The 22,490-nt window shown below is 65.3% G+C and carries 24 protein-coding genes, 1 tRNA gene and 2 pseudogenes; 9 read left to right on the forward strand and 18 right to left on the reverse strand.

The window, feature by feature from the left end; translation table 11 throughout:
• The 7 genes from RI841_RS03500 to RI841_RS03530 form a co-directional block, all read right to left on the reverse strand.
• Nucleotides 1–518: BCCT family transporter (locus RI841_RS03500; protein WP_310704194.1), on the reverse strand; the 518-nt coding region annotated here is incomplete at its 3' end.
• 49 nt (nt 519–567) lie between these two features.
• Nucleotides 568–996, reverse strand: a complete 429-nt coding sequence (locus RI841_RS03505; protein ID WP_310704195.1) for a universal stress protein — start codon at nt 994–996, stop codon at nt 568–570.
• Between the two features lie 275 nt (nt 997–1,271).
• The gene (locus tag RI841_RS03510) at nt 1,272–2,147 is read right to left on the reverse strand and encodes a glycine betaine ABC transporter substrate-binding protein (protein WP_310704196.1); all 876 of its coding nucleotides are present in this window, start codon (nt 2,145–2,147) and stop codon (nt 1,272–1,274) included.
• A 77-nt stretch (nt 2,148–2,224) separates the two neighbouring features.
• Entirely contained in the window at nt 2,225–3,058 is an 834-nt protein-coding gene (locus tag RI841_RS03515; RefSeq protein ID WP_310704217.1) for a proline/glycine betaine ABC transporter permease, read from the reverse strand.
• Nucleotides 3,059–3,063: 5 nt separating this feature from the next.
• Nucleotides 3,064–4,329, reverse strand: a complete 1,266-nt coding sequence (locus tag RI841_RS03520) for a glycine betaine/L-proline ABC transporter ATP-binding protein (protein ID WP_310704197.1) — start codon at nt 4,327–4,329, stop codon at nt 3,064–3,066.
• 431 nt (nt 4,330–4,760) lie between these two features.
• Nucleotides 4,761–5,636 carry an AEC family transporter gene (locus tag RI841_RS03525; protein WP_310704198.1) on the reverse strand — a complete coding sequence of 292 codons (876 nt, stop codon included), beginning with the start codon at nt 5,634–5,636 and terminating at the stop codon, nt 4,761–4,763.
• Nucleotides 5,637–6,038: 402 nt separating this feature from the next.
• Nucleotides 6,039–6,611, reverse strand: a complete 573-nt coding sequence (locus tag RI841_RS03530) for a PRC-barrel domain-containing protein (protein WP_310704199.1) — start codon at nt 6,609–6,611, stop codon at nt 6,039–6,041.
• A 335-nt stretch (nt 6,612–6,946) separates the two neighbouring features.
• Between RI841_RS03530 and RI841_RS03535 the strand changes: the two genes are divergently transcribed.
• Nucleotides 6,947–7,023, forward strand: a tRNA-Ile gene (locus RI841_RS03535).
• A 74-nt stretch (nt 7,024–7,097) separates the two neighbouring features.
• Here the strand turns inward: RI841_RS03535 and RI841_RS03540 are convergent.
• The 3 genes from RI841_RS03540 to RI841_RS03550 are packed head-to-tail and all read right to left on the reverse strand — an operon-like array spanning nt 7,098 to nt 8,732.
• Nucleotides 7,098–7,436 carry an AzlD domain-containing protein gene (locus tag RI841_RS03540; protein WP_310704200.1) on the reverse strand — a complete coding sequence of 113 codons (339 nt, stop codon included), beginning with the start codon at nt 7,434–7,436 and terminating at the stop codon, nt 7,098–7,100.
• Nucleotides 7,429–8,208, reverse strand: coding sequence for an AzlC family ABC transporter permease (locus RI841_RS03545; RefSeq protein ID WP_310704201.1), 780 nt, complete (start codon nt 8,206–8,208; stop codon nt 7,429–7,431). Before RI841_RS03545 ends, RI841_RS03540 begins: the two co-directional genes overlap by 8 nt.
• Nucleotides 8,205–8,732, reverse strand: coding sequence for an XRE family transcriptional regulator (locus RI841_RS03550; protein ID WP_310704202.1), 528 nt, complete (start codon nt 8,730–8,732; stop codon nt 8,205–8,207). The genes RI841_RS03545 and RI841_RS03550 overlap by 4 nt, the downstream gene beginning before the upstream one ends.
• A 140-nt stretch (nt 8,733–8,872) precedes the next feature.
• On the opposite strand from RI841_RS03550, the gene RI841_RS03555 reads away from it, so the two are divergent.
• Nucleotides 8,873–9,115 (forward strand): FitA-like ribbon-helix-helix domain-containing protein, encoded by a 243-nt coding sequence (locus tag RI841_RS03555; RefSeq protein WP_310704203.1) that lies wholly within the window; start codon nt 8,873–8,875, stop codon nt 9,113–9,115.
• Between the two features lie 2 nt (nt 9,116–9,117).
• The gene (locus RI841_RS03560; protein WP_310704204.1) at nt 9,118–9,534 is read left to right on the forward strand and encodes a type II toxin-antitoxin system VapC family toxin; all 417 of its coding nucleotides are present in this window, start codon (nt 9,118–9,120) and stop codon (nt 9,532–9,534) included.
• An 81-nt stretch (nt 9,535–9,615) separates the two neighbouring features.
• Here the strand turns inward: RI841_RS03560 and RI841_RS16500 are convergent.
• Both RI841_RS16500 and RI841_RS03565 read right to left on the reverse strand, forming a co-directional pair.
• A pseudogene (locus RI841_RS16500) lies at nt 9,616–9,759 on the reverse strand (helix-turn-helix domain-containing protein); the annotation flags it as partial.
• Between the two features lie 42 nt (nt 9,760–9,801).
• Nucleotides 9,802–9,969, reverse strand: a complete 168-nt coding sequence (locus tag RI841_RS03565; protein WP_310704205.1) for a hypothetical protein — start codon at nt 9,967–9,969, stop codon at nt 9,802–9,804.
• A gap of 156 nt (nt 9,970–10,125) precedes the next feature.
• Here RI841_RS03565 and RI841_RS03570 point away from each other — a divergent pair, with 156 nt between their 5' ends.
• The 3 genes from RI841_RS03570 to RI841_RS03580 all read left to right on the forward strand — a co-directional run bounded on the left by RI841_RS03570 (nt 10,126) and on the right by RI841_RS03580 (nt 13,027).
• A complete protein-coding gene (locus RI841_RS03570; protein WP_310704206.1) occupies nt 10,126–11,028 on the forward strand; it encodes a LysR family transcriptional regulator in 903 nt (300 codons plus the stop codon).
• 274 nt (nt 11,029–11,302) lie between these two features.
• Nucleotides 11,303–12,439: a TauD/TfdA family dioxygenase gene (locus tag RI841_RS03575; RefSeq protein WP_310704207.1), complete on the forward strand. Its 1,137-nt coding sequence runs from the start codon at nt 11,303–11,305 to the stop codon at nt 12,437–12,439.
• On the forward strand, nt 12,440–13,027 hold the full coding sequence (locus RI841_RS03580) for an HD domain-containing protein (RefSeq protein WP_310704208.1): 588 nt from the start codon (nt 12,440–12,442) through the stop codon (nt 13,025–13,027).
• A 61-nt stretch (nt 13,028–13,088) separates the two neighbouring features.
• On the opposite strand, the gene RI841_RS03585 is transcribed toward RI841_RS03580, so the two are convergent.
• The 5 genes from RI841_RS03585 to RI841_RS03605 form a co-directional block, all read right to left on the reverse strand.
• On the reverse strand, nt 13,089–13,997 hold the full coding sequence (locus RI841_RS03585; RefSeq protein WP_310704209.1) for a LysR substrate-binding domain-containing protein: 909 nt from the start codon (nt 13,995–13,997) through the stop codon (nt 13,089–13,091).
• A gap of 131 nt (nt 13,998–14,128) precedes the next feature.
• Entirely contained in the window at nt 14,129–14,974 is an 846-nt protein-coding gene (locus RI841_RS03590; protein ID WP_310704210.1) for a metal ABC transporter permease, read from the reverse strand.
• Nucleotides 14,971–15,687 carry an ATP-binding cassette domain-containing protein gene (locus RI841_RS03595; protein ID WP_310704211.1) on the reverse strand — a complete coding sequence of 239 codons (717 nt, stop codon included), beginning with the start codon at nt 15,685–15,687 and terminating at the stop codon, nt 14,971–14,973. Before RI841_RS03595 ends, RI841_RS03590 begins: the two co-directional genes overlap by 4 nt.
• A complete protein-coding gene (locus RI841_RS03600) occupies nt 15,678–16,583 on the reverse strand; it encodes a metal ABC transporter solute-binding protein, Zn/Mn family (RefSeq protein ID WP_310704212.1) in 906 nt (301 codons plus the stop codon). Before RI841_RS03600 ends, RI841_RS03595 begins: the two co-directional genes overlap by 10 nt.
• 494 nt (nt 16,584–17,077) lie before the next feature.
• On the reverse strand, nt 17,078–17,386 hold the full coding sequence (locus RI841_RS03605) for a monooxygenase (RefSeq protein WP_310704213.1): 309 nt from the start codon (nt 17,384–17,386) through the stop codon (nt 17,078–17,080).
• Nucleotides 17,387–17,504: 118 nt separating this feature from the next.
• Here RI841_RS03605 and RI841_RS03610 point away from each other — a divergent pair, with 118 nt between their 5' ends.
• Nucleotides 17,505–18,836: an alpha-hydroxy acid oxidase gene (locus RI841_RS03610; protein WP_310704214.1), complete on the forward strand. Its 1,332-nt coding sequence runs from the start codon at nt 17,505–17,507 to the stop codon at nt 18,834–18,836.
• A 148-nt stretch (nt 18,837–18,984) separates the two neighbouring features.
• On the opposite strand, the gene RI841_RS03615 is transcribed toward RI841_RS03610, so the two are convergent.
• Nucleotides 18,985–21,558, reverse strand: a complete 2,574-nt coding sequence (locus tag RI841_RS03615; RefSeq protein ID WP_310704215.1) for an EAL domain-containing protein — start codon at nt 21,556–21,558, stop codon at nt 18,985–18,987.
• Nucleotides 21,559–21,819: 261 nt separating this feature from the next.
• On the opposite strand from RI841_RS03615, the gene RI841_RS03620 reads away from it, so the two are divergent.
• Nucleotides 21,820–22,308, forward strand: coding sequence for a molybdopterin-dependent oxidoreductase (locus RI841_RS03620; protein WP_310704216.1), 489 nt, complete (start codon nt 21,820–21,822; stop codon nt 22,306–22,308).
• Nucleotides 22,305–22,490, forward strand: a pseudogene (locus RI841_RS03625) (hypothetical protein); the annotation flags it as partial. The gene RI841_RS03620 and the pseudogene RI841_RS03625, both read left to right, overlap by 4 nt.

Genomic DNA, 22,490 nt, shown 5'->3' on the forward strand with positions numbered 1-22,490 from the left:
CCGTCCTCGCCCATGCTGATACCGCCCATGGCGGTGCCGAAGTGGCCCAGCGGCTCCGAGACCCCGTAGAACATCAGGCCGATGCCCATGCCCGCGGCGAACAGCATCGAGAACCAGCCGAGATAGCCGAAGTCCGGGGTGGCATCGGCACCGCCGATGCGCACCTTACCCATCGGGGTGAAGATCAGCACCAGCGCAAGAATCACGAAGACGTTGGCGCCGAGAATGAAGAACCAGCCCAGGTTGGTGGTCAGGAAGCTGAACATGCTGTTGAAGATCGGCTCCATCTGATCCTGCAGCGCCAGCGTCAGGATCACGAACAGCAGGATCACGATCGAGGAGAACAGGAAGACCTTGCCGTGCAGGTCCACGTTGATCCCCAGGGGGGATGCGGTGATGTTGTCCTGCCCGATCACGTAGTCGGTATCGATCAGGTTCGCCGCCCCCTGCGGGGCGGGAATCCCCTCGGAACCGGCAGTCGGCTCCTGGGGTTTCTCGTCTTGGGGATCTTGAGCCACGAGACATCTCCCTTGCAGTTATTGGTATGCTTGCGTTTGCCGACCCGGTTTACTGGCCCGCACCGGGACGCACCAGGAACACCGAGGCCTTGGTGTGGGTCGCCACCTTGCCGCCGTGGGACGGCATGATCGCATCCACGTGCTTGGGGGGATGGGTCGGCATGACGACGAGATCGGCGCCCACCTCGTCGATGGCCTCGATCAGGTCGTCGTCGAGATCGGCGATCGGGTCGGGACTGACGATGGTGTGGGTGCTGACCGGCTGGCCGTGAACCTTCTGCCGCTCCTGGGCGAAGGCCTCGAGCTTCTGCGTGTACTCCTGGGGCGTGCGCGCCACGCTGCCGGGTGTGTTGGCGGTTACCCCCACGTAGCAGACCTCGGCATCATAGTGGCGAGCGAGGTCCGCCACCGCCTGCAGCGATGGCTCGATCAGATCGAGATGTGCCAGGTCGACCGGCACCATGATCTTCTTGAACATGCCTGTATCTCCTTGTTGGCCACGAAAATGCTGCGAGTCTGTTCAGTGTGACCGTTCCGCGCCATCTTGCCAGGCGACGATTCAACGGCGGCACTGCGCATCCCGGGCGGGCATGGTACCCATCCTCGTCATGAATTGCAGTGCACCTGTCTGTTCTGGGCGACAGGTTCGCCGCGTGGTCGTTCGTCGCCAACGAGAAGGGGAGGCACCCTGCGGTGCCTCCCCTTGCGCTTGATGCGGTCAGCCCCGCAAGACGCGCGAGGCCTGGTATGCCCTTACGATTCGGGCAGCCACTCCTTGACCAGGTCCTGGTTCTCCTCGACCCACTGCTTGGCATTCTCGTAGGGGTCGGCGTCGCCCTCCTGGTTCATCAGCATGACCTCGCCCATCTGCTCCGGGGTCCACTCGAAGGCATCCAGGATGGCGTAGGCCTCCGGCATCTCTTCCTCAAGCCCCTGGCGGACGATGGTGTGAATCTGCTCGGCACCGCCGTAGACGTTCTTCGGGTCCTCGAGGTACTTGAGGTCCCAGCGAGCGAACATCCAGTGCGGCGTCCAGCCGGTGACCACGATGTCTTCCTCGTTGTTGATGGCGCTGTCCAGGGCCGCGGTCATGGTGGCGCCGCTGCCGCTCTGGATATCCATCTCCTCGAGCTCGTAGGTGTCGACGACCTCCTCGGTGAGGCTCATGATGCCGGCGCCCGGGTCGATGCCGACGATCTTGCCGTTGAAGGCCTCGGCGTTTTTGTCGAGCTCGGCGATGGAGCCGACGTCGCTGTAGGCCGGTACCACCAGGCCGAGCTTGGTGCCGTCCAGGTTGGGACCCAGGTCGACGACCTCGTCGCCCACGCGCTCCATGTAGTCGGCGTGAGTGGTGGGCAGCCAGGCAGCAACGATGGCGTCGGCATCGCCGGTGGCCACGGACTGCCACATGGCGGCGGCGGAGAGCGAGGTCATCTCTACCTCGTAGCCGGCCTGCTCGAGCACGTTGCGTATCACGTTGGTGGAAGCGACCTCGGAAGCCCACTCCACGTAGGCCAGGTGCACGCTGCCCTTGTCCTGGGCCTGGGCCGTACCGGCGGTGAGAGCGGCGCCGGCGGCCATGGCCAGGCCGGCGAGACGGATGCGACGGTTCAGCGGGTGCTTGTTCATCGTGTACCTCTTTGTTTGGCGTTCAACTGCTCACCTTGGAGGTGCTTACCGACGGAATCAAGGGGTATCTCCGACGATCAGGACTTGCGGCCCTTGCGCAGCGACTGGGTCACGCGGTCGAGCAGCATGGCGAGTATCACCACGGCGATGCCGGCCTCGAAGCCGTCGCCCGGACGCAGGCGCTGGATGGCGCGCCACACCTCGCTGCCCAGGCCATCGGCGCCGATCATGGCGGCGATCACCACCATGGAGAGCGCCAGCATGATGGTCTGGTTGATGCCGGCCATCACCGTGGGCAGTGACATCGGCAGCTGCACCTTGACCAGCTTCTGGCTGCGGGTGGCACCGTAGGCGTCGGCGGCTTCGATCAGCTCCACCGGTACCTGGCGGATGCCCAGGGTGGTGAAGCGGATCGCCGGTGGCATGGAGAAGATCACCGTGGCGAAGATCGCCGACACCGAGCCGATGCCGAAGAAGGGAATCGCCGGGATCAGATAGACGAAGGCCGGCATGGTCTGCATGAAGTCCAGGACCGGCATGATCGTCTTGTAGAGCCGCTCAGAGAGCGCCGCGGCAATGCCCACCGGGATGGCGATTACCACCGCCACGAAGGTGGCGATCACCACCAGGGTGAGGGTCTCGATCATCGGCTCCCAGAGCCCCAGGTTCCAGATCAGCGCCAGGCCGAGGGCAGCGCCGATGCCCAGTCGCAGGTTCGCTACCCACCAGCACAGCCCGACGATGATCGCCAGCAGGCCCCACTCGGGCAGCCACATCAGAGCGTCGTTGAGCCCGTCGATGCCGGTCTGGGTCACCCGGGAGATGGCGCGGGTGACGATGGAGTATTCGCTGGTCAGCCAGTCGAGGCCGCCCTCGATCCAGTCGCCCAGCGGGATGCTCGGAATCTCGATAGCCATCATGCGTCTCCTGCCGCTGCGATGTTCTGGTTCGCGTTATCGCTCCCGTCTTCGCCCACCTGGGGGGGCTCGGCAGCCTGGGCCAGCTCGTCGAGGACGGCGCCCTTGACCACCACGCCCAGCAGCTTGCGGCTGTCGTCCACCACGGCGATGGGGAAGCTCTTCTCGGTGAACATGGCGAAGAGATTGTGCAGCGGTTCCTCGGGGCCGACGGCGCGGAAGTCCTGGGTCATGATGTCACGGATGCTCTCCTTGCCTTCCTTCGCGGCCTGCTCGACGGCATCCACCACGACGAGACCCTGCAGCTTGCGGTCACGGCTGGTGACGTAGATGGAGTCCAGCCCGTTCTCGCTCATCTTGCGCAGGGTAGTGCGCGGGCCGTCCTCCTCACGGGCGGTGGCGCGCACCGGCCGCATGGCATGCTGGGCGGTGAGGATCCTGGACATGTCCACGCCCTCGATGAAGCGTGCCACATAGTCATCCGCGGGGTGGGTAAGTATCTCCTCCGGCGTGCCGATCTGCACGATCTCGCCATCCTTGAGCAGGATGATGCGGTCGCCGATGTTGATCGCCTCGTCCAGGTCGTGGGTGATGAACACCGTGGTCTTCTGCATGCGGTGCTGCAGCTCCAGCAACTCCTGCTGCATGTCGCCGCGGATCAGCGGGTCCAGTGCCGAGAAGGCTTCATCCATCAGCAGCACCGTGGAGTCATTGGCCAGTGCCCTGGCCAGCCCCACCCGCTGCTGCATGCCGCCGGAGAGCTGGTTGGGGTAGGCATCTTCCCAACCGTCCAGGCCGACGTGGTGGAGGGCATTGCGCGCCACCTTGGTTCGCTCCTCCTTGTCCACGCCGCGAATCTCCAGGCCGAACTCGGCATTCTGCTGTACCGTGCGGTGGGGGAAGAGCGCGAAGTTCTGGAACACCATGGAGAAGTGGCGACGGCGGCAATCCAGCAGCTCCTTCTCGCTGAGCTCGGGGATGTTCTCGCCGTCGATGACGATCTCGCCTTCGGTGGGCTCGATCAGGCGGTTGAGGCAACGGATCAGGGTCGACTTGCCCGAGCCGGACAGCCCCATGATCACCAGCAGTTCGCCCTCGTAGACATCGAAGTCGATGTTCGACAGACCCAGTGTCTGGCCGGTCTTGTCGAAAATCTCGGGGCGCTTCAGTCCCTGTTTGCGTAGTTCGAGCGCCTTCTTCGGCTGGTTGCCAAAGACCTTGGTCAGGTTGCGTACCCGAATCTTGACGTTTCGGTTCTCGTTCATTGGCTCTGCCTTTTGTCGGCTCCCCGTCATCAGGCGGGATGCGCCGAAGGGTCGAGTGTTGTGACGTAACAAAACGACACCATGATGCCATGCTACTGCGTTGACAGCGGCACCAGGTGGCGAGGAAGTGGAACCTACCCTAGTGGTTTTTGAATGATCATTCAAATTAAAACCAGAGGTCTCGAAGATCTGCAGGATGGCGCAAGAGTGATCATGTGTCGAATCTGACCACCTCTTGGCCCAGGCGCTCGTCGTGGATGCGGCCGATCTCGTCCTCGAGGATCACCTTGCGCTCGACCACCCTGCCGCCGTCGCCGGCCTGGCTCCAGGTGAGGTAGACCCAGTCGCTGGCTGTCTCCGCATAGGGACTCTACACAAGGAGTCTGCCGGGGGTAGGGTGTTCCTCATGAGGGGGTGCGGCGATAGCGGTGCTACATCAGGATTGCCAGCAGGATCGGCAGGTAGACCAGCGACAACAGGGTGGAGCAGAACACCAGGCTCGCCACGTACTGCGGCTCGCGACCGGCCTTCTGGGCGAAGAGGTAGTTGAACACCGCCACCGGCATGCTCATCTGCAGCACCAGGATGGCCAGCGCCATGGGCGGAAGGCCCAACAGGCTGCCGATACCCCAGGCAATCCCGGCGGCCACCGGGATGCGCAACAGGCTGAAGCCAATGCCGGACCCGAGGTTACGGGCATGAATGCTGGCCAGCGAGACGCCCAGGGTGATCAGCATCAACGGCACCGTGAAGCCCGAGATCAGGTCGACGCTGTTGGCAAGCCAGAGGGGCAGGTCGGTGTCGGTGAGCAGCAGCCCCAGGGCAATGAGGATGGCGTAGACCACGGGTGTCTTCGCCAGAGACTTCAGGGGGTTGCCGCGGCTGGCCAGGATAGTGCCCAGGGTGAACTGGAACAGCGCGACTGTGACCATCACCGTGATGCCGAACACGAAGCCGGTGCTGCCGAAGGCGTAGAGCACTACCGGCAGGCCCATATTGCCGGTGTTGGGGTACATGGTGGGGGCCAGCAGCACCCGCCACTCCTTGCCCAGCAGCCGGGCCAGCGGGAACGTCATCCCGGCCATGGCGATAAGCACCAGCGCCGTGGCCAGCATGGTGCGCCCGAAGCTGTCGGCGTCGATCTCCGCGCCGGAGAGCGAGGCCAGTACCAGGGCCGGGGTGCCGATGTTGAAGACCAGACGAGTGACGAAGGCGACCGGGAAGTCGTGGCCGAGGCGCACCCAGATGAAGCCGAGCCCCGCCCCGGTGAGCACGGGCGCCATCACGGCGAAGAGTTCGGCGAGCATGGGCGGCATCCTTGCGTGGTGGTGGGAGGAGACCGCGTATTGTCGTGAATGCTGGCCCCTCGGGGCAACTCCGGCGTGTCGCCGGCATGAAAAGCCCCGGCACGCCCCAGGGCCAAGGATCGAAACGCCAGCCTTTTCAGATGAGACGCGTAGGGAAGGGAAAAAAGGGCCTTCACAGGCTGGCGTGATAGTTGACTGCACGAGACAACGGCTGGCCACCCAACCTCCGTAGGCCCGGTAAGCGCCAGCGCACCGGGGGTGGAGAGGGCACCATCGTCACGCTGGATGTGCCTTCGGCTTATCCGACCTACGCGAAATTCCCACCGTTTTCACGCCGAATTGCGGTGAACCAAAAAAGCCCGGTCGATGACCGGGCTTGGCGGGCGGACTGAGGCCGAGGCGTTACTCGGTGGAGCGGTCTGCCGCCTTGCGGGTCCGTTCGCCGACGTTCTCCAGGGCCTCGCCGATGCGATCCAGGGCGCGTGACGCCCCTTCCTGAGTGGTTTCCCAGGCGCTGGCGGCGCCCTCCTTGGTGTCTTCCCAGGCCTGTTGGGCCCCTTCCCGAGCATTCTGCCACCAGTCATTGGTGTATTGCGGCTGCTCGGCGACCTGTTCTTCGCTCAGGTCGACATTCACCCGATACTCCATCTCCTCGAGGCTGTTGCCGTCCCGGGTCTCGACGGTGAACTTCCCGGATTCGATCACGAACTGCTGCTCGCCCTTGAAGTCGAGCAGAGTGCCGGTGTCGATGACCAGAGCACGGACCTGCATGTCGTTGTCGAGCAGGATGTCCTCGACGTCGCCGATCGGTTCGCTGCTGGACGTGGCATAGACATCGGCATCGAGCAGCTCGTCGGCCGAGTAGAGGCCCTGGGGCTGGGCAACGGCACTGCCGGCCACGGCCAGGCCGCCGGCAAACAGTATCCCCAGGCTGGTCTGCTTGATGGCGTGATTGAGCGGTTTACGTTGGGACATGCGTTCACTCCTTGTGATCCGTGAAGGTCCATATATCCGATGACGCCTGTCGACGCCTCTTTCCATTAGTGTAGCCAGCGCCCGTCGAGTTCCATGGCGGCCGACAGCTGACCCGATCATCGGCACCTCAGCCCCCACATGAAGTAGGCGCCGCCCAGCAGCGAAGGCCCTAAGCGCCGGCGGGGGCAGGCCCTCAGCGCCACGCGCTCGGCGTCGGGGACCGGCACAAGGAAGTGCCTTGGGGAAGATTCGGCTCGGCAATGCCGGCCGGCTATGGTCACCTCCATCGCCATTCGCTATCATACGGCGGCGCCGCTCGGCGCCATCCGCTGCAAGGGCCTATAGCTCAGTTGGTTAGAGCAGGGGACTCATAATCCCTTGGTCGTCAGTTCGAGTCTGACTGGGCCCACCACTCCGTTTATTCTCTGCTATGAGTCATCATGCAGCCTGCTTCGCCCCTGAATCCAGGCCTAAAGGCAGGTTGTATTAGCCGAGTGCTATCAAAACCGCGCCATAAGCCGCCACGCCGGCGGCGACCGGCCAGCCCAGGGAGCGCAGCCGCCACCATACCCCGAGGGTCACCAGCACGCCGATGACGGTGGCAAGCCAGGAGAGGGCATCGGGGCTATGGGGTACCAACGAGGTGCCGAGCACGGCGGCGATCATCATCGGCCCCAGGATGCCGAGCCACTGGGGCATGGCTTCGAGGCCGTCATCGGGGGCGCGTCGCTTGAGGCGGCGCTGCATCCACAGCAGCGGCAGCAGCCGCATCAACAGGGTGCCTGCCGCCGAAGCCAGCACGGCGAACCACAGCGCGCTACTCATGGCGTGCTCCTGATGCCTTTTCTCCGTGTATATCTTCCGTTTTCGTGCTTCGCTTCACGCCCCGGGTTGACTCTAGTCGGACGAGGTAGAAGCACAGGGCGCCGCAGGCCGCGGCGAGGGGAATGGCGGCGTTGGTCAGGCCGATCACGGTCATCAGCAGGGCAATGGCGATGCTGCTGCCCAGCGCCAGGCTCCAGCGCCAGGAGGTGAGGCGCGGTGCCAGCAGCACCAGGAACAGGGCGGGCAGGGCGAAAGGCATGACGTCGCCGAGTAGCGGCCAGCGCGCGGTCAGCCCCTCGCCGGCCACGGCGCCCAGGGCGGTGCCGCCGACCCAGCTGGCCCAGGCGAACAGGGCGGCGCCGCTGAACCAGCCGAGCCGCTGCGCTTCCGGCAGCTGTGGCAGGCGGGTGTGGGCCAGGGCGAACACCTGGTCGGTGAGGGCGTGCATTAGCCAGGGCCACCAGCGGCTGGCTGTCAGCCAGGGCGCCAGGTTGGGCGCATAGACCACGTGGCGCACGTTGATTAACAGGGTCATCACCACCACCAGCCACAGCGGCGAGCCGGCGGCGGCCATGCCGACGAACAGGAACTGCGAGGCGCCGGCGTAGACCAGGGTCGAGATGATCACCGCCTCCCAGGCGGTGAAGCCGGCCTGAGTCGCGATCAACCCGAAGGAGATGGCCACCGGCACGTAGCCGCCAAGCAGCGGGATGGCTTCGCGCACGCCGGTCAGCCATGCGCGGCGCGAAGACGTGGCAGCCTGTAGGCTCATGGTGCAGGTTCCTCGTGATAGATAACGCTAAGCAGCAGCGTGGCCCAGGCGTCGGTGGTGCGATACAGGTGCGGGCGGTCGGCGGCGAAGGTCAGGGTGTCGCCGGCGGTAAGAGGAGTGGTGGCGCCTTCCGGGCCGGCCTCGAGCCGACCGCTGATCAGGGTGAGCGACTCGTGGGCACCTGGGGTGTGGGGCTCTGCGTGGCGCGTGGTGTTGGGCGCGCAGCGCATCCAGTAGGCGTCGACCTGGGGCGTGTCTTTGCCCTGGTCGAGCAGATGCACTTCCACGCCATCTTCGCCGAGGGGCACCGCAATGGGCGCCACCAGGGTGCCAAAGGGCACGTTCAGCTGCACGGCCAGGCGCCAGAGGGTATTCAGGGTGGGGTTGCCGATGCCCTGCTCGAGACGCGACAGGTTCGATTTGGCCATGCCGGCGGCGGCGGCCAGCTGCGACAGCGTCCAGCCTTGGGAAAGGCGCAGGGTCTGCAGGTGTTGGCCCAGGGTACCGAGGGCAAGCTTGTCCATGGATACCTCGAAATGTTCCTTTTAACGAACGTTCTATTAAAGGAATGGGCGCACGTCAAGGATGTAGTGGCAGGTGGGGAATCTCTGGCCTATTTTGCAGTCAATGCCAGCATTGATTGTGGCCAAGAGAGGAGAGTGCCATGGCGACGATGACGATTCGCCACTTGGATGATGCGCTGAAGGCTGAGCTGCGCCTGGCGGCGGCGCGCCATGGGCACTCCATGGAGGAGGAGGTACGCCTCATCTTGCGTCGGGCGCTGACGGCGGAGCCGCAGCAGGGTCTGGGCAGCCAAATCCGGCAGCGATTCGCTGAACAGGGCGGCGTCGAACTGGAAGTGCCGAGCCGCCAGCAGCGGCCGCGGGCGGCGGAGTTCGAAGAGTGATCGTGCTGGATACCAACGTGCTCTCCGAGTTGATGCGTCATTCATCCGAGCCGACGGTGGTGGGCTGGCTGGATGCTCAGGATGCCTCCTCGGTGGCCATTACCTCGATCACCGTTGCCGAGATTCTCTACGGTATTCAGCGCCTGCCGGAAGGGCGTCGCAAGCGCGCGCTGGCGGTTGCCGCGGCGGCGATGTTCGAGGAGGACTTCGCCGGTCGGATCCTGCCCTTCGACGCCGATGCAGCGGTTTGCTACGCTGAATGTGTGGCTGCTAGTGAACAGTCGGGCAGGGCCGTACAGATGGCAGATGCTCAGATCGGGGCAATCTGCCTTCGACACCAGGCGGTGCTTGCCACTCGCAACGTCAAGGATTTCGAGCCGTTTGGTATCCCGTTGATCGACCCATGGCAGCAGGCGTAATCGGGGGCTTACCCCCACTCCCCACCCCCACCCCGGTTTCCCGCTATCCCTCGTTCCGCTATTTCCGAGCCGAGCCCGATGCTGGCTCGGCATCAGCCCGGTGTACTTGAGGAACATCTTGCGAAAGGCGCTGATATCTCCGTAGCCCACCACAAGGGCCACTTGTTCCACCGAGTCCCGGCGGTTCTCCAGCAGCACCCTGGCGCCGGGGCGCTGGGTGGCCACCCAGATAGGCCTGTGGTGAATACCGGCGGCGACGTGCTCGCCTCAATAGGTACGATGGTGGTTGCGCTGCCGCCACGCCCGCAGCCGCTTCTCGATGGAGGCCATCAGCCCGAGTGGCGGCATGGCCGGCATGCAGAACCTCGGCATGGACGGACGAGTGGTGCGCTCTGTGATGGTGTCGAGCTGGCGGGAATGATCGAGATGACGCATGTCGTTGCCTCCTCTGGTCGATGACCGGCAATGGCGATCACTGGGTCGAGGTTGGAGGATGTCTGTTGCGATGTCGTGAACAGCATGGTTGAGGATCTTTGTTGAATCCAACGAAAAGGATTACATTGAGCTTTCAGAAAATCTGAAAGGTATGGCATGTCATTCTCCTCCCCGAAGGTCCATGCAGGGCCGCTGCCGCTACTGGATATCGAGGTGCTGCGGACCTTCGTGGCGATAGCCGAACGCGGCAGTTTTACCCGCGCCGCGCGCGAGGTGTCCCGCACGCCCTCGGCGTTGAGCATGCAGATCAAGCGGCTGGAAGACACCCTGGGGCACAGGTTTTTCGTACGCGAGGCGCGCCAGGTACGGCTGACCCCGGAGGGCGAGGTGCTGCTGGGCTATGCCCGGCGGCTGCTCAAGCTCAACGAGGAGGCGGTAACGCGCTTTCTCGCCCCGCCGGTGGAGGGCACGGTGCGCTTCGGCACGCCCGACGACCAGGGCGCCAGGATTCTTCCCGAGGTGTTGGCGCAATTCGCGCGCACGTATCCGGCGGTGCAGGTCGATGTCGTCGTTGGCGGCAGCGTGGAGATGCAGCGCCAGCTGGAGGCTGGCGAACTCGACCTCATCCTGATGACCGCCGGTACCCCGGGCCAGACAGCGGCCCAGGGCGATATCGTGCATACCGAGCCGCTGGTGTGGGCCGGTCGCGACGGTGGCGTGGCAGCCTGGCGCTCGCCTCTGCCGGTGGCCCTGGCCAGTCAGGGATGGCCCTGGCGTGGCAGGGCACTATCGGCGCTTGACGCCATCGGCCGGGCCTATCGCATCGCCTACACCAGCGAGCACTGGGCCGGCCAGGAGGCCGCGATGCTTGCCGATATCGCCGTGGCCCCCTTTCCCGTCAGCCTGGTGACGTCGCCACTGCGGCAGCTGCCCCGCGAGGCCGGGTTGCCCGACCTGGGGGACTATCATGTCGTGCTGGTGCGCCGTGAGGGAGCCGGGGAGGCCAGCGAGGCCCTGGCCAGCCAGGTGATCAAGGCGTTTCGCGAGCTGCGCTACTGACCCCCTCGCGATACCCGTTTTCCGCGTGCCTTTCTTCCCCACGGGCTATCTCACGTGGCTCTTTCGCGCGACTGTCTCGCCAGGCCCTATCGCGCGAGGTCTTCCTTGCGTTGTCTTCCATTGCCGCAAGGCCTGGGTGTCCTGTGTCGCGAAGAGGGTATAAGAAAATTGCATGCCCCGGGATAAGCCGGCGGCTCTACTCCCCGTCCGGCTTGGGTATCACCATGCATCCCATCGCTAGCGTGATGACCGAAGCCAACCGAGGAAGCCCGAGATGTCCACCCCCTATGCCTTTGTCATTCACGAGCAGCCCCCGGCAGTCGTCCTCGACGACGGCCAGCAGACGCGAGAGATCAGCCCGCTCTGGTTGCGCGAGCGCACCCAGGCGCCGGACCAGCTGGAGGCGATGACCCAGCAGCGCCTTTTCGATTCCCATGCCATCGACGTGTCCCTGACGCTGGAGAGCGCGTCGCGGGTCGATGAGCAGCATGTGGCGCTGGCGTTCAGCGATGGGCATCGAGAGACGTATGACCTCCGTGTGCTGGCCAGTGAGCTTGACGACGCCGCGGCGATCTTTCCTGCCGCCGAGCCCTGGGACGCCAGCCTGGACCAGCAGCGCGTGCGCTTCGACTGGCAACGGGTGCTCAAGGAGCCGGCCTACTTCCGCGACTCCCTGGACGCCTATCTGCGCTACGGCTACCTGATCCTCTACGGTGTGCCTACCGATCCCGAGCGTATCCTCCAGGTGGGCAGCCACTACGGCTATGTGAAGGAGACCAACTTCGGGCGCTACTTCGAGGTCTACTCGCGGCCCAGCGGCAACGACCTGGCCTATCGCAGCGTGGCGCTGGGGCCGCATACCGATAACCCCTATCGCAACCCGGTGCCGGGCATCCAGCTGCTGCACTGCCTGGTCAACGAGACCCGCGGTGGGTTGTCGACCCTGGCCGACAGCCTCAAGGTGCTCGAGCGGCTGCGCCAGGAAGACCCCGAGGGCTATGCGCTGCTCAAGACCACCCCGGTGCGCTTTCGCTTCGTCGACGCCGGCACCGAGCTGGTCACCCAGCGCACCATGATCCAGACCGACGATGACGGCCATCCGACCGGCGTTCACTACAGCCCGCGCCTGGACGCGCTGCCGCTGCTCTCCGATGCCCAGACCCGCCAGTTCCACCGGGCGCGTCAGCGGCTCGGCGAGCTGCTGGCGGACCCCGTCTATGAGGCGCGCTTTACCCTCGATGCCGGCGAGCTGATGCTGTTCGACAACAGCCGTGTGCTGCACGGGCGCACCAGCTATGACCCCAGCGAAGGGCATCGTCACCTGCAGGGCTGCTACCTGGACACCGACGGCCCGCGTGAGCGCTTCGCCAGCCTGCTGAAACACCATGAATCCATCGAGGAGGTCGCCTGAATGGACAAGGTCGCATTTCGACAGATGAAGGACGGCACCCGTGAGGAATATGCCTTTCTCGACCGCCTGGAAGAGGCGTTCAATCAGGGGCTGGTGGATCGCCTCCTGCAGGCGCTGCGCAACCTGGAGAACACCCTGAGCGGCTACCAGGTCTCACGACTGGAGCACTCCCTGCAGGCGGCTGCGCGCGCCGAGGCGGACGGTGCCGACGAGGACATGATCATCGGCGCGCTGCTGCACGACCTCGGCGACGAGCTGGCGCCCTACAACCACTCCCAGCTGGCCGCGGCCATCATCCGCCCCTATGTGCGCGCCGAGGTGACCTGGGTGGTGCACCACCATGGCCTGTTCCAGAAGGTCTACTATGCTCACCACTTCGGCGGCGACCCGCATGAGCGTGATCGCTACCGCGACCATCCCTGGTACCAGAGCTGCGTCGATTTCTGCGAGCGCTATGACCAGGCCGCCTTCTATCCGGACTACCCGACGCCGCCGCTGGCGCATTTCGAACCGATGCTTCGGCGGGTGTTCTCGCGCACGCCCTTCGATCCGGCGGTGATCGGCGAGGAGCAGCCGCTGGAGCCATGAGGGTGTTCGTGAGCCGGTTTTCCTGACGCGATGAGGCGCCGCATCAGGCGTCTCGCCGGGCTCACGCAGGAAACGGCGGGACGGCGTCGAGCAGCCAGTCGCTGACCGGCTCGACCACAGCGCTGCGGTGATGCTTGACGCTGAGCCAGTAGCCGTAGTCCTGGCGCGTGACCCGGGGCCCCAGCGCCATCAGCTGGCCGCTTGCCAGGTAGTCCTGAACGAGGATCGACCAGCCCAGCGCCACGCCCTGATGGGCGAGGGCAGCATTCAGCAGCAGGGCGTAGTTGTGGTAGGCGAACAGGTCGTCCCGGGGCGCCAGGATCAGCCCGGCATGCCGGCACCACTGCGCCCAGTTCAGCCAGCGAGGGTCGCGAATGTCCTGGTGCAGCAGCGAGATGGCCGGCAGGTCCGCCGTGGTCAGCGTCTCCGCCAGGCTATGCTGGCGGGCGTAGTCGGGGCTGCATACGGGGAACACGGCTTCACTCGCCACCAGGCGCGCGTGGTCCTGGGGGACGTGAGGGCCGAAACGAATCGCGATATCGGCTGCCTGGAGCTCCGGGTCGTCGGCCCGGTCGATGGGCATCAGCTGGAAACTGAGCTCGGGAAACGCCTGCTTGAGTGCCGGCAGGCGTGGCAGCAGCCACAGGTGCGTGAAGCCGGAGCCGGCAGCGATCACCACGGAGGGAGAGGGCCGTTTGCCATCCTGAATCAGCCGCTCGCAGGATTCCCGGATCTGCTTGAGGCCGGGTGCTATCTCGCGATGGAACCGCTCGCCCTGGGCGGTCAGGGTCAACCGGCCGCCCTGTCGATGGAAAAGGGGCAGCCCCAGGCGCTCCTCCAGCGCGCGGATGCGCTGGGAAATGGTCGGCTGGGTGGTTCGCTCCTCATCGGCGGCTGCGGTCATGGAGCCCAGGCGTGCCGTGGCGTCGAAGGCGATCAGCGAGGCCATGGAAGGGGGGCGTTGGCTCACGTGGGCGGTCACTCCTGGGGCTCGAGGTCGCGATAGCGTGCCAGGCGCAGCGGGTGTCTGCCTAGCCGAAGCGGGCGTTCAGCGCAACGATGAGGTCATGCCGGCCTCTTGTGGAGACGCGGCGCTGCGGCTCACGGCCCTTTCGGTTGCGTATGCCGTCGCTGTCGTTGGGCCAGATGCCGGATCAACAGGCCTGCGAGGTAGAGCAGTGCGGCGCACAGCACGATGGTGGCGCCGGCCGGTGTGTCGCCGGCATAGGCCACGGCCAGCCCAAGCACCACGGCCAGCATCGCCGCGCCGCTGGCGGCCAGCATCATGGCGGGCAGGCGCGCCGTGCCCAGGCGAGCCGTGGCGGCAGGCAGCGTGACCAGCGCCATGACCATGACCAGCCCCACGGTGTAGACCAGCACTACCACGGCCAGCGCGACCACGACCAAAAAGCCCGAGTAGAGAAGGCCGGTGGGTACACCGCGCAGCGCGGCGAACTCGGGATCGAACAGCGTGGCCATCAGCGGCCGGTAACTCAGCCACAGCAGCCCCAGCATGAGCGCATTGAGGCCCAGCATCAGCACGACCTGGTCGCGGGTGGCCATCATCAGGCTGCCCAGCAGGTAGCTCATCAGGTTGACGCTGTAGCCGGGGGCCTGGGCCAGGGCGATGATGCCGATGGCCATGCCCACTGCCCAGAGGGCGCCGATCAGCATGTCCTCGTTTTCCCGCGCGCGCAGGCTGGCGAAGGCGATCAGCAGGGCCGAGACTACGGCGGCCAGCAGGGCGCCAAGCAGCGGCGGTGCGCCCAGCCAATGAGCAATGCCCAGGCCACCCAGCACACTGTGAGCGATGCCGCCGGCCATGAAGGCGATGCGTCGCGAGACGACCAGCGGCCCCACCACGCCGCTGGCCACCGCGCTGGCCAGACCGGCGAGCATCACGATCTGCAGGAAGGGGTAGTGCCAGAGGGCATGAAGGAAGGTCATTGGTGGGCGGCCTCTCCGTGAGCGGTCGGGTGGATGTCGGGCAGCGTCAGGGAGCGCCGCGACAGGCAGCGGTCCACATGCAGCAGCTCGCCGGCATGGGGCCAGGCCTGCTCGAGGTCGTGGGTGACCATCAGGATCGGCAGACGCGTTGCCAGTGCTGCCAGGGTGGTCAGCAGCCCATCGCCGCTCTCGTGATCCAGGTGGGCACAGGGCTCATCGAGCAACAGCATCTCCGGGCGCGCCGCCAGGGCGCGGGCAATCAGCATGCGCTGGCGCTGCCCGCCGGAGAGCGCCCGCGGCGTGCGTCGTTGCAGGTCAGCAATGTTCAGGGTAGCGAGTGCCTCATCGACCCGCGCATGGTCGGCCTGGTCCAGGCGCTGCCACCAGCGCGCGCCCAGACAGCCCTGGGCGACGATATCGCGCACGCTGAGCGGGGCATCCGCCTGCAGGGTGGGGTACTGGGCCACATAGCCGAGTCGATGGCGTTGCTGCCGGATGCTGCCACCCAGCAGCTGGATGTCACCCCGGGTGGGGGTCAGGAGCCCGGCGATCAGGCGCAGCAGCGTGCTCTTGCCGCCGCCATTGGGGCCGCTGATCGCCACCAGACGTGGGGCATCCAGCCGGTAGCTGACATCGCGCAGTACCGGCGCGCCATCGGCGTAGCTGAACGCCACCTTTTCCAGGCGCAGCAGCGGCGGTGATGTTATAGCCACTTTGCCAGCACCTCGGCAATATGGCGCATATTGGCCAGGAAGTTCTCGGCCAGGGGATCAATGGCGACAATCTCTGCATCCACCGCGTCGGCGACCGCCCGGGCCACGTCCTGGTTGAACTGGCGCTGGACGAAGATCACCTTGACCTCTTCGGCGCGCGCCGTCTCGATGGTGGCCTGCAGCGCCCGGGGCCCGGGTTCGCGGCCATCCATCTCGATGGGAATCTGGCGCAGCCCGTAGTCACTGGCCAGGTAACCCCAGGCCGGGTGAAAGACCATGAAGGCGCGTCCTTCCACCTTGCGCAGCGTCTCTGCCATGTCCCGGTCCAGCGTCTCCAGCGCGTCGATATGGCGCTGTGCATTGGACTGGAGCTGCTCGGCATGTGCCGGCAGCAGCTTTATCAGGGCGTCACGCACGTTGCGGGTCTGCTGAATCATGCGCCTTGGGCTGACCCAGATATGCCGGTCCAGGCGCTTCGGGTCCAGTGTGCTGCCCTCGGGCACGGCGTGGAGGTGCTGGGCAATGGTCATCAACTCGATTCCTTCGCGAGTATCCACGAAGGTGACGTCGGGATGGGCCTGCTCGAGTCGCGGCAGCCAGCTATCCTCGAAGGGCGCGCCGATCGAGAAGTAGGCCAGCGCGTCGCTGAGCCGGGTCATCTGACGAGGGCCGGGCTCGAAGGTGGCCGGACTCTGGCCGGGCGGTACCAGCACTTCCACCTCGGCCAGGTCGCCCGTCACGGCCTCGACCATCTGCTTTTGCGGCAGAAGGCTGACGAACAACGTATGGGGCGCGGCGGCTGCCGGCGCGGCGAGCCCCAGCAGGAAAATGGCCAGCAGAATGCCGGCCAGGCTGCGGCGTTGGTATATCGCAGTGCGTGGGAGATAAGTGCGCATGGCGGTGCTCATCTCTTATTTCGTGGGTGGCAATATTTGTTACTATATAACATAGCTAAATTGAAGAGGGAGCGTCAGGTTGCCGCAGTGCATGCCGACGCCCAGAAAGCCGGAAAGCACGGTCACCGGCAGGGCCGTTGCTGTGATGCCATCAGCCTTTTCCTCTCGATTTGCGGTAGTGATGTTCCTGCTGCTCCTGTCGCTCCTTGGCTTCCAGGGACAGGCGGGCGGTGGGGAGAGCCGTCGCCGGCATAGGGAGCCTCCTGCGAGGGATAGAAAACATGTTATAACATAACGTTAAAGGGGTTCGGTTGTTACCCCCGCATTACGGGACAGGGGGAGTGGACGACTGGCGACCCTGTCATCGGGAGGAAAGGCGTCCGGGATCTTGCAGGAAGGTGTGGACCGTGAGCGCCCCGGCGGGGCGCTCCTTGCTGGGCCGATGGGGGAGGAACATGGGGGGCAGGGACCGTGGACAGGTGCCACGGGGGCTGTCATGCCGAGAGCGGCCCGCCATTGATCTTCGACAGCGCCGCGTTGGTCTCGAGGATCTGCGCCTCGATGCCGGTCACTCCCATGCCTTCCAGCCGGGCGGTGTGCATCTGGCGGTAGGCCTCGGCGTCCTGCCGCGTGGCGAACAGGTAGACGCCGCCGGCCAGCTGGCGCTCGGCGTCCTCGGTCCAGATCTTCCACAGCAGGCCGGGCTCCTCGTTGATGGACCTCGCCAGTGGGGCGAGGGCCTCGGCCATCTCGTCGCCGAAGGGGCCGGGGAAGGGAAAGTGCACCTGCAGTATCACGGCCATGGGGCCTCCTGGTGGAACGTGGGGAGTAATATCGGCGTGGCAGGCGCTCGGGCCATGGGCCGGCCACCGCCCTGTGCATTCCCTCCATTCTGACAGATCAACACGCGGAGGGGGGGCGGTGGCTTCTCGCGGCGGTATGCGCCGCGCAGGTGGTACAGTGAGGCGACTGATGTTTTACCACGCCGCGCCGGCGGGTCTGCAGGGTCGCTCGGTCGATGCGAGCTCATCGGCACGCGTGGCGAATCAACCGCGACGGGAATCCCTTTGTTCAGGAGAGCACATGCCGGTCTATACCAATATCGAAGATCTGCGACGTCACTACGTCCGCCGCACCCCGAAGATGTTCTACGACTACGCCGAATCCGGCAGTTGGACGGAGCAGACGTTTCGCGAAAACAGCAGTGACTTCCAGCACATCCACCTCAAGCAGCGGGTGGCCGTCGACATGGCCGGGCGCACCACGCGCAGCCAGATGATCGGCGAGGAGGTGGCCATGCCGGTGGCGCTGGCACCGGTGGGGCTGACGGGCATGCAGTCGGCCGACGGTGAGATCAAGGCGGCACGGGCGGCCGAGGCGTTCGGCGTGCCGTTCACGCTCTCGACCATGTCGATCTGTTCGATCGAAGACGTTGCTGCGCATACGACCCAGCCATTCTGGTTTCAGGTCTACACCTTGAAGGACGACGACTTCATGCGTCGCCTGTTCGAGCGCGCCAAGGCCGCCAAATGTTCCGCGGTTGTCGTCACGGTCGATCTGCAGGTACTGGGCCAACGCCACAAGGACATCAAGAACGGGCTATCCGCTCCCCCCAAGCTGACCGCGCGCTCGATCGCCAACATGGCGACCAAGATCCCCTGGGGGCTGGAAATGCTGCGCACCAAGCGCCGCTCGTTCGGCAATATCGTCGGCCATGCCAAGGGGGTGAGCGATCCGTCGTCACTCTCTACCTGGACGGCGGAAGCGTTCGATGTGTCGCTGGATTGGCAGCGTATCGCCCAGTTCAAGAAATGGTGGGGCGGGAAGCTGATCGTCAAGGGCATCATGACGCCGGAGGATGCGCGGCGTGCGGTGGAGGTCGGCGTCGATGCGATCATCGTCTCCAACCACGGGGGGCGCCAGCTGGACGGGGCCGTCAGCTCCATCCGCATGCTGCCATCGATCATCGAGGCAGTGGGCGACCAGGTCGAGGTCCACTTCGATTCGGGCATTCGCTCCGGCCAGGATGCGCTGAAGGCGCTGGCGCTGGGGGCCAAGGGTACCTATATTGGCCGCGCCTTCACTTACGGCCTGGGTGCCGCCGGAGAGGCAGGTGTGACCAAGGCACTCGAGCTCATCCACAAGGAGCTGGATACCACCATGGCCCTGTGCGGAGAGACCGACGTCAAGAACCTCGGGACGCACAACCTCTACGTGCCGCAGGGCTTTGCCGATCCCACCGTCAAGCTCTGATCTGATAGCCAGCGATCGGGCTGGGCGAGCGTGGCCAGGTCCTGTGAAGAGCGCAACGTTGCATGCGGCTGGATCACCAGTGACGCGTGCCCGGCGCGCCCTTGATCTGGCCTCGCAGGTTGGGCGGGACCCGTGCGCCGCATGACGGCTAAGCGTCAGGAGCGCAGGGAAGATCAAGCGCCTCCACGGGAGCCGGCCGGCCGAACAGAAAGCCCTGAAACCCCGTGCAGCCTCTTGCCCTGATCCACTCGAACTGGGCATCGGTTTCCACGCCTTCGGCGATCACCGTGAGTCCCAGATTCTCGGCGAGTGTCAGGGTGGTCTCGACGATGGCGGCATCGGCCGGGCTATCCACGACGCCCGAGGTGAAGCTGCGGTCGATCTTCAGCTCATCCATCGGCAGCTGTTTCAGGTAGTTCAACGACGAGTAACCGGTGCCGAAGTCGTCGAGGGCCAGTCGGATACCGATCCGGCGCAGCTCGGCCAGGGTCGCCTTGACCTGCTCCGGGTCGTTCATCAGCAGTGATTCCGTGACCTCCAATACCAGACGTCGGGGGTCGGCCCCCGATTTGTCCAGCACCTCCTTCACCCGTGCGGTGAAGCCGGGCTGACGGAATTGCTCTGTACTGACGTTGACGGCGATTGTCAAGGTGTCCCGGCCGGGCATGTCGGCCCATTCGACCAGCTTGTGGCATGCAGTCTCCAGTACCCACTGGCCGATGGGCAGTATCAGCCCGCTCTGCTCGGCCAGGGGAATGAAGTCCGCCGGCGACACCAGCCCCCGCTCGGGGTGCTGCCAGCGCAACAGAGCCTCGAACCCGATGGGCCGCTCCTGCCGGTCGACCTGCAGCTGGTAGTAGAGGAGCAGTTCCTGGCGCTCCAGGGCGTACTGCAGGTCGCTCTCGAGGCGAGCGCGAGCCTTGACCCTGGCGTGCATCTCGGGATTGAAGAAGCGCAGGGTATTGCCGTTGGCCGTCTTTGCCTGGCCCAGGGCGATGTCGGCCTGCTGCATGCAGCTGCCGGCGTCGACCTCGTTGCCGGTCAGGATCGTCAGGCCGATGCTGGCCGTCACGGTCGGGTCATCCTCGTGGTCTCGGGCGTGGCGAATGGTCTCCAGCAGGTCCATGGCGACCCTCTCGGCGTGCTGGGCGGCGGACTCCAGAGGCGGTGCGAGATCCTCGATGAGCAGGGCGAACTCATCACCGCCCAGGTGGGCGAGGGTGTTGGCGTCATGGCTGTATCCGCTCAGGCGAGTCGCGATCCGCTGCAGCAGCCGGTCCCCCATGAGGTGGCTGTGCAGGTCGTTGACGAGCTTGAACTGGTCCAGGTCGATCAGCAGCAAGGCGGCAAAGCGCCCGGTGCGGTGAACGCCCCGAACGGCCTGGGCGAGACGTTCCATCAGCAGGCGCCGGTTGGGCAGGTCCGTGAGGGGATCATGAAAGGCCATGCGGTGGTTCTGCTCGAGAATCTCGCGGTAGTCGGTCAGGTCGGTGGAGATACCGCAGAGGGCAGTGATGCGTCCAGCGGTGTCCCGCAGGGGTAGTTTGGTGGTGAGGAAGGTCCGTTGATCGCCGTTCGTGGCCAGGACGTTGTGCTCCTCCTGACGAATCTTCCGGCCTTCGTCGAAGACTCTGAGGTCATCGGCTCGCAGTCGCGCGGCCGTCTCGGCGTCGAACAGCGTCTCGTCGCCACGGCCGATGATCGCCTCGGTCGAGCGACCCAGCAGATCGCAAAGTTGCCGGTTGACATAGGCGTAGCGCAGTTCCGGCGTCTTTATGTAGATGTAGGCCTCCACACTGTCGAGGATGCTGGCCAGGCGCTGTTCGCTGCTGGCAAGTTCCCTGGTGCGCTCGGCTACCCGCCGACGGAGCAGCAGGTTGCCGCCCAGGGCCAGTGCCAGGACACTTCCCAGGCCACCCAGTCCCCACCAGAATGCTTGAGGAATCCGTACCCCCTCGTTGGTGCGCAGGCCCCAGCGCTCGAGGATGGCGAAGTAGGGCGAGTCGGGGTCGGCTTTCCATGCCTCGAGCCGGGCATCGATGCGATCAAGTACCTCGACTTGCTGGCCGGGTAATGCCGCATAGTAGAGCCGGACAGGTTGAAACATGATCGGTGTCGCCGACACACCCGGCTCGGGCAGTTGCCACTCCCCGAAGTGCCGATTGACGACCACGGCGTCTGCCTGACCGCCGCGCACCGAGCTCAAGACAGCATCCTGGGTCTCTACCTTCAAGAGGTCTATCTCGATGTCGAAACTGGTAGCCAACTCACGCAAGTAGCGCTCCTGGATCGAGTCATCCAGCACCGCCACGCGGTGGCCGTCGAGGTCGACGATGGCTTCGAGCCGCTCACCGGTTGCCTGGTAGACCTGCGACCAGCTGCGCAGGGCCGGTACCCGGTGGAAGTCGAGACGGGTGGCGCGGTCGGGGCTCCATGCCACGTCGGGCAGCAGATCGATCTCTCCCTGGTAGAGACCTGTCAGGCAGTCGCGCCAATAGCAGCTGACAACCTCAAGGTCCCAGCCTTCCTCCCGTGCCATGGCTTGCAGCAACTCGCCTAGGATGCCGCTCGGGGCCTGGTCTTCATCCAGCATCAGCTTGGGCGGGTTGTGATAGATGCCCACCTTCAGTGTCTCGTCTGCCAGGGCCAGGCCACTGAGCAACCAGGCACAGAGCAACAGGGGGCCGGTTCGCCAGTATGGCGAGAAACCAGAAAAGGGCATCCGTTCTCCAGGCCGGGGCGTTGATGCCATTCTTTATAGCAGACATGGGTGCGTCACCCTGAATCTTATTGCCGGAAGGCACGTCACCCTGAGCTTTCCGCAAGGCCGGGTTGACGAAGTGTTGGTGAGATAGTGTCGCAAAATGTGGACACTGGCCATGATTATCCGCGATAGTCACGCCAAACTCGGGTCGCGTTCCGGGCCAGGCGCGCCGCCTGAGTGTGGCCATTCTTCATCTTTCATCCCGTCACGGGAGTCCCCATGCGTGTTCCTTCATTTCCTGGTCGTGTCTGGTGCCTGGCCGGCTGGCTTCTGCTGGCCGTTGCCGGTGGTGCCATCGCCGACGGCGCCTCCCCGGCGCTGACCCTGACGCAGGGCACCGAGTCTCGCGAGCTGACCCTTGAGCAGATCGAAGCACCTGGCCTCCATACGGTGGAGATGCGCCATCCGGAAGGGCCGGAGGGTACCTTTTCCGGGGTCTGGCTGGATGACTTCCTCGCTGCCCAGGGCCTCGAGGAGGCGCGCCGTGTCAGGTTCCTCGCCCTCGATGGCTACACGACCTTTCTCACTCCGGCGCAGCGACGGGAGAAGCGCTACCTGCTGGTCACGCGCCTCGACGGCGAACCCGTCGGCGAGGCGGCGTTGGGGCCCTTGATGCTGGTGGTGCCCGAGGACGCCGCCGCCGCGCGGGAGGGCAGCGTGCCGATGACGCGCTGGATCTGGGCGATTCAGGAGATCAGCGCCCTATGAGTGCAGCCTCGACCCGAGGCTTGGGAGTGCGCCTGGTCGTGGCGTTCAGCCTGATCGCCACGCTCTGCGCCCTGGCAGTCGCCTACTACGTCTCCCAGGCGCGCCAGCACGTGGGGGCCGACTACACGGCGCTGGTCACTGACGTGGTGAGGGCCCAGCAGGACCCCGCCGCCTTGCGCCTG

Source organism: Halomonas sp., from assembly GCF_031581305.1.
Lineage (GTDB): Bacteria > Pseudomonadota > Gammaproteobacteria > Pseudomonadales > Halomonadaceae > Halomonas.